We start from the raw sequence: 6,442 nt of genomic DNA on the forward strand, positions 1-6,442 counted from the left end.
TAATCTCATGACCAAAATCCCTTAACGTGAGTTTTCGTTCCACTGAGCGTCAGACCCCTAATAAGCCAGCCTTTCTTGGGATGATTGATGATGTTGAACACGCTATAAAGCGAAAATGCCCCTTTTTAACCTATAGGTTGGGCACTATGAGTAAGATACAATCAAATCGCCAGTCAGATGGCTAATTTCATTTTGACCAAAGCGGGCTATTTCAAGCGTTATCGCTGAGACGAGGCTTCAATGACAAGTACACTTGACCCATCACACAAGCAAATTGAAATGTGGCGCAGAGCTACCGGTTCCGAAGGTGGACTCAACGAATACCGCAACTGGGTTCTGGAAAATAGTATGAGATTTACAGCATACGGTATCCATACCGTTATCGTCGAAGGTGAGGCGAAGCATATAACAGCGCTTGATGATGTTACCCTCTGTAACGAGTGGGCGAAGCTTAAAAGAGAAAACAATAGGCTTTACGCAGCAAATGAAAAAATTTGCTCTGGCTGGCGTGGTTTTGTGTTGCGTTTGTTAGGAATAACACTGTCATGCAGAAAACCGGTCATCTTACTGGGGGCAGACGCGAAGAATCAAAATGATGCCGTGAAAGGGGCTGATTTGTAATTTTCAGGCGAGCCCACCGTTCTTAGAAAGCTGTTCTATGGGTATGTAAGGAAGATAATGTTCTCTGAACGCTCAGTACACTTAATCACTTCCTGTACAAAGGGCAAGAATCATCAGGGCCACGTCTGGCCGACATTGGACATAGATCCAAAACAAACCCCGGACGACGCAGCATATGCCTGGAGTAACATTGTAGACGACGCCAGAAGTAATCAGGCGGTACCGGCATTGTCCTTGTATTCAGGTAATCACTGGTCTACGGCAAAGGAAATTTTAAACTCAACCAGAAATCTGGAGTTGTGGATAATCTCTGCCGGGATGGGGTTTTTAAATAGTCGAGATCGGGTGCCCTCTTACGAGGCGACATTTCATCAAGTACCATTCAGGCATGATCTCTGGTGGAAAGCCATCACAAAATCACTAGGAAAGCATAACCGTTGCGCAACTATAAGCCAGTTAATGCAGTCCAGTCCGAATGATGAATATTTGATTGCGGCTTCGCCTGTTTATATTGCTGCTGTCCAGAATGACATCCTGAAGGGCATTGAGAGTTTGACTCATCCTCTTACGCAACTAACGATCGTGACATCAGGGGCATATGCTGGCCCACTTGAAGAATACTTAATTAAGAGTTCTTCTAGGATGATGAAAGAGCTAGAGTGCAATATGGTGTGCCTGAATATAAAACTGGCTCAATACATACTTAAAAGTGGTAGTCGTTAGAACTAGACTGTTAATGATACAATTCTCCTGTTATTTTATTTTTATAAAAGGTCTCAAATATGCTCAAAAACAGATTTTCTTTATTGTGTCTTGCTGTGGCATCGTCACTTACTCTTACTGCTTGCGATGTAGTTGATGCTGCCTATGACGAGACTTTAAATGATAATGCACCCGAAATTGTAATAGCTGGAGGATTCAAAATTGATATCCAAGGTAATGCAGTTCCGGTTGAGGGATATGATAATTGCTCTTTGAATACTCTTCAGGGAAGCGTTGATACGGATAAATCAAATTGTATTGTTCTGGATAGAACACGTAAAAAAGTACCGGTTCTAGTTCATTTGTCATCCGGTCCCGTCAAAGAAGAATGGAAGATCGAGCACCAGGTTGAAAAAACCAAATCCGGCAAAAATTTCATCCAAACTCGTATGATTAGACCTGACGGTAACTTTGTAGTGCCTGCATCCTCAGAACGAGGGATCTTTAGTGGCAAACATTACAGTCAAGCCAGCTAAGTCAAGTCTATCCGTTCAAACAGAAAAAGGTTTCTTAAAAATGACGTTATCCGCTGCATTGCAAGGCACTTTTAAAGAGATGAGGAAAGACAATACAGTAGGCATCACAGTTCAAACTTGTTCAGATATTTTTGACAGCAATGTTCCTCCGGCTTATGTTTTCTGGCTTTATCGTCTCAAAGCGGGAGAAACTTTGCCGCGCGGAAGGTTCTTCAGAAAAAGAAAGCCAATCATCAATGTTATGGCAGTTGTTCATGATGCTGCATTCGAAAAATAACTGCGCTATCAGGAAAGTTACTTTTATGAACGTAATTGCAGCTGGAATTTTTTGCTTTATTTTTTACCCTACAGCTTTCGCTTATGCTTGTTATAAAAAGAGATGGCTAGAGTGGATTTTTCTTACTTTAATTATAATTTTTGCTTCTGCCATTTCGATTCAACAATACAATGAAGCGAATTTTGTAAGTGAGTTAAATTACCCTATGTTTATCTCCGCCATATATGGCCTGTCACTGGCATGGTTTCCTTTTCCGATTGCTTATGTTGTTCTGCGCTTCCTTCTTGATGATTTACAGCATGAGTACCCTAAACAGTGAGCAGATTTTAAGACTCATGAACAACATCGAAAGCACGAAACAGTCTGCACAAGGAAGATAAGGAGTATTCTTAGCAAGATATCTTTGTACCTGAAGACATAAAGCTGGCATCTTTTTCCTTATAGAGTGTATTATGATTAAGTAAATCCTTATCAAAGAATTAGAAAGTGAGGTCGTATGTCTGAAGCACTCAAATCGTTAAACAATATTCGTACTCTTCGCGCCCAGGGCCGCGAGCTGCCTTTAGAAGTACTTGAGGAAATCCTCGAAAAGCTTAATGTCATTGTTGATGAGCGTCGTCAGGAAGAATCATCCAAAGCTGCCGAACTGCAAGCTCGTCAGGAGAAACTTGACGCCCTGCGTAAGTTAATGGAAGAAGATGGTATCAACCCGGAAGAGCTGCTTGGCTCATTCCAGGCCAAATCTACGGCTACCAAGAAAAGCCGTGAACCACGCCCGGCCAAATACTCATTTACTGATGAAAATGGCGAAACAAAAACGTGGACTGGACAGGGCCGTACCCCCAAAGCTCTGGCAGAACAAATTGCAGCCGGTAAAAGTCTTGATGATTTCCTGATCTAACTTTTGCCACCAGTTTTGATAGAGGCCACTTCGGTGGCCTTTTCTCATACGGAATCAATTTCAGGTACAGAACATATGAAAAATTCAGAACCTAAGAGCTGTGATCCCTATGTGGACAGTTTGATTAGAAATGCAGATGCAAAGGAAGCCAGGTCATTTCTCAAAATATTGAAGCCCTTACCATTCCTTATCGTTATCATCGCTGTATTCTTTTTTTGGGTATCGTTTTCCCGTTTATTATCCCAGGTCGCGTAAAACCTTTTTAAAGACTCTTCTTTACCAGATATGCTCCCTCACCGGGATGGTTTCAACCTCTTCAGTTTCCCATATTGGCAAAACCTTCAGGAAATAAGACGATACCCTCCACGCTTTCCATTAAAGCGGGATGACGACGCCCAGTTCTTACGACCAGACTCCACGTTTTCGATTAGGATGCCTTTGGGCCCTTCTAACGAGGCCACCTCAACAACTCGCACTTTCCGGATCAGTCTTGGATCCACTTCTTCCCAGATCTGGCCAACTGTAATATCTTTTTGGGTTTGCATTTAATCTCTCGCTGTCATTTAGTGAACAAGACTAATCCTCGCCGTGGTTCAGCTTATGGCTTTATTTACGCTGACGATCCTTAGCCTTAAATTTTTGCCATCGTATCCGAAGGTTTTCGATGTTAACCGGAACCTGCATGCGTGTCGTCTCTATCTCATTCCCATGCCATTTCAGGAGATCATCATCCAACTCCCGGGCCTCCCGGCTGAAGTAAATTTTCATAGTGTCAGGGTTTATGGCGCAATGGTCATTGTCGAACAGTGTATGGATATCACGGCGAAGTAAAATTCCGTTCGTTACGTCGGGAATGCCTTCTTCATGACGTGGCGTTAAGTGCGCGGCCTCAGTACGCCAGGGGGACCTTACGCCGGTGACAACACATCGCCCGTAGCAATTCAACCTAACATCCCGGGCGAAAGGACCTTGGTCAGGACTGGTGACAGAAGTACATTCCTGGCCCTCTTTGTAGATACGCTTCGGGAAGTCGATAGTGGTTTGAGCTGTTTGGGAAAGTGACACATACGTAACCCCTTTGTATCTCTTTATCCCACCATTAAAAGTGGTAGGAATCGAGCTGGTTATGGCCACCAGTTTCACATCGCCCATTTCGACGATCTTAAGGCTCTTATTAGCGGCTACATGTAACTGGATGAATTTACCTACGTACACATCATGGTTCTCATCTTGTCTTTCAACACACAGAACGACATGGTCGAAGGTTCTCTTGTCAGAGATTACCCAGTTGCCGGTTTTCACACGGCCTGCTTCACTCACCCCTGCGGTAAGATCGGGTATGAGCGTCCCCTGCATGCCGTCAGTTCGAATTGAAAGAATTTCACCCGATAAACCCAGCTCTGCAAGCTCACTAATAAACGGTCTTTTCATCCGGCTTACCGGTTTTGGCTTCGTCATTTTCATCTTTGCTGTAACACCTCAGTACCCCATTGCTCGTTCCTGGCGGGACAGCCGTTCATCAGCAGCCTGAAGACGCTCATCACGCCGCCGTGCTGCCAGAACCCGTCGTTCTGAAAAAGACATAGCCGCTACGTTTGGTACGCTGAGCTTACCGTCACCGGCACAAACGTCACAGCGAACATCAAATGCTCCGGCAAAATACTTTTCACGCATTTCTGGCTCCCACTCAGCCATTTCTGATTGGGTGAATCCATTTTCAAAGGCCGGGTTTTCCATGGTCCCGTGGCCTTCGCACTGGTGACAGATTATGTACTTAAATTTGCGCATGTAACGCTCCTGTATATGATGGATGAACCACTCTCGTTCAGGGTTATGGCGAAATGTTTATCGCCGCAGCGAGAGATTCAGTCTTGCTATCAATATTCCTGAAGGTTGTCCGCCTGATTTCAGGGAAAGCATTCATTCACTGGCCGGTTCTACCTTATTATTCATACAGATTAAAGTAGTTGTGCCTACTACTGCGGTCACCTTCCTTGACAAAGTAAGCAAAGTTTGAAAAATTTAACACCGACGAAAGGCCATACCTTCGTTAGTGTGCGAAAGCCGCTTGCGAGCGACGGAATAGGTGAAAGCTTTAGTCAGGGTTAATTACCCTGTCTGCGGTGATGGGATGGCTCAGGCGTATATCATCACTCCTTCCAAAGTCCGTACACACTCTTTCAGCCTTTGCAGAAATGCAGGGGCTGTTTCATATCAGACAAGCGCAATGAAATTTTCAAATGCTTTCCAGAAATTCAAAGGCCTTAAGCTTTATCTGTATCTTACGGTCCCCGCACGGAAAGTAACTTTCCTGAACAGGAACCGCCTTGCCAGCCTTAACTTTCTAAACGGTTAAAGTTACACCAGGCTGTAAATGGTGAAACAGTTTTTGAAGCCCATGAAACACCGCTGTCGGAAAGATAACTAGCCCCAAGACGTCTAACTTCTTTTTGATGTAGAGCTAATTCTTTCGGATCGGCAATATCTTCCACCACGCTCATCATGGCAATCTGAACTCCGGGAGATGCCATTTTATAAGCTGTCGAGCTTGCAACTGAATTTTTCAGGATTGCCAATCTTTCTTTTTCTGGTCGCCCGTTGTCAGACGTATTCGCGTACGTTGTACCCGCAACTAACAATGGAAGACTGGCGTTGGCACAGAACTGCATAACGCGTTTTTGCTGGAGCTGTAATTCAGTGGCTGCAAATGCTTTACTGCATCCGAGGATCCCGATAATCATCACTAATGCTGTTTTATACATAAAATTGAAACCGTCCTTATTGAACTTTAAATGTTGCGGTTAACACTGTGTGGAGATGTATGGACTGGATAATACCCACATGCCTGCGCCTGCCAGTATACCGGCTCAGGTATTAAACCTAAGAGATCTGGTGCACCGGATTTTACCTTTTCATTTCGGTTTTATCTTGAGCCTGGCTCTTGAGTTTAAATTTAAAGGTATGGCGCATGCAGGTTTCACTGACGGGTTTTCACACATCCCGGCTGTAACCCATCATTGTTCATGAGCCAGGCCCTGGTATCCTGCCCAGCGTACGGCCAGCCGCTCTAAGTCCAGATCGTACACCAGCGGTGTGATTTTACGGCCTTCAAACAGCTCGCCCAGCTCAATGCCTGGCTTAAAATGAACGGTCAGGGTGGCCGGATCTATGCCCATAAGATCGGCATCAAACAGAGCATGCATTGTTGGAGTCATCAGGATGCCATTAGACGGATTGTACCGGGTTCCATGTTCAATGTGTGCCGCATCCAGGACACCGCCATTAACCCAACCGGTTACCGCACAACGGCCCGCGAAATTCTCGATGAGCAGAGCTTTAAATTTACCCTGTGCCACGCCACTACGTTGCGTCACTACGCGCTCGCAGTGCTCACCCTGGATATCT

10 protein-coding genes are annotated in these 6,442 nt (G+C 44.8%); 6 read left to right on the forward strand and 4 right to left on the reverse strand.

Annotated features, from left to right (window positions below):
- Nucleotides 1–240 precede the first annotated feature (240 nt).
- The 6 genes from ACOT0L_RS23505 (at nt 241) to ACOT0L_RS23530 (ending at nt 3,037) form a co-directional block, all read left to right on the forward strand.
- Entirely contained in the window at nt 241–621 is a 381-nt protein-coding gene (locus ACOT0L_RS23505; RefSeq protein WP_001371925.1) for a hypothetical protein, read from the forward strand.
- 57 nt (nt 622–678) lie between these two features.
- The gene (locus ACOT0L_RS23510) at nt 679–1,344 is read left to right on the forward strand and encodes a hypothetical protein (RefSeq protein WP_000490638.1); all 666 of its coding nucleotides are present in this window, start codon (nt 679–681) and stop codon (nt 1,342–1,344) included.
- A 59-nt stretch (nt 1,345–1,403) separates the two neighbouring features.
- The gene (locus ACOT0L_RS23515; protein WP_000916941.1) at nt 1,404–1,859 is read left to right on the forward strand and encodes a hypothetical protein; all 456 of its coding nucleotides are present in this window, start codon (nt 1,404–1,406) and stop codon (nt 1,857–1,859) included.
- Nucleotides 1,831–2,136, forward strand: a complete 306-nt coding sequence (locus tag ACOT0L_RS23520) for a hypothetical protein (protein ID WP_223152485.1) — start codon at nt 1,831–1,833, stop codon at nt 2,134–2,136. Before ACOT0L_RS23515 ends, ACOT0L_RS23520 begins: the two co-directional genes overlap by 29 nt.
- A gap of 25 nt (nt 2,137–2,161) precedes the next feature.
- Nucleotides 2,162–2,455: a hypothetical protein gene (locus ACOT0L_RS23525; RefSeq protein ID WP_001100635.1), complete on the forward strand. Its 294-nt coding sequence runs from the start codon at nt 2,162–2,164 to the stop codon at nt 2,453–2,455.
- 177 nt (nt 2,456–2,632) lie between these two features.
- Complete coding sequence (locus ACOT0L_RS23530; RefSeq protein WP_001287391.1) at nt 2,633–3,037, forward strand: H-NS family nucleoid-associated regulatory protein; 405 nt, start codon at nt 2,633–2,635, stop codon at nt 3,035–3,037.
- Between the two features lie 606 nt (nt 3,038–3,643).
- Here the strand turns inward: ACOT0L_RS23530 and ACOT0L_RS23535 are convergent.
- From ACOT0L_RS23535 to ACOT0L_RS23550, 4 genes are all read right to left on the reverse strand, one after another.
- Nucleotides 3,644–4,501 (reverse strand): HNH endonuclease signature motif containing protein, encoded by an 858-nt coding sequence (locus ACOT0L_RS23535; RefSeq protein WP_000784387.1) that lies wholly within the window; start codon nt 4,499–4,501, stop codon nt 3,644–3,646.
- 15 nt (nt 4,502–4,516) lie between these two features.
- Complete coding sequence (locus ACOT0L_RS23540; RefSeq protein WP_001224686.1) at nt 4,517–4,825, reverse strand: hypothetical protein; 309 nt, start codon at nt 4,823–4,825, stop codon at nt 4,517–4,519.
- 548 nt (nt 4,826–5,373) lie between these two features.
- Nucleotides 5,374–5,799, reverse strand: a complete 426-nt coding sequence (locus tag ACOT0L_RS23545) for a hypothetical protein (RefSeq protein ID WP_000278471.1) — start codon at nt 5,797–5,799, stop codon at nt 5,374–5,376.
- A gap of 252 nt (nt 5,800–6,051) precedes the next feature.
- Nucleotides 6,052–6,442 (reverse strand): HNH endonuclease signature motif containing protein (locus tag ACOT0L_RS23550; protein ID WP_044702985.1); only part of this gene is annotated, 391 nt, incomplete at its 5' end.

The organism is Enterobacter cloacae complex sp. XAL002 (genome assembly GCF_049236805.1).
In the GTDB taxonomy this organism is placed as follows: domain Bacteria; phylum Pseudomonadota; class Gammaproteobacteria; order Enterobacterales; family Enterobacteriaceae; genus Enterobacter; species Enterobacter intestinihominis.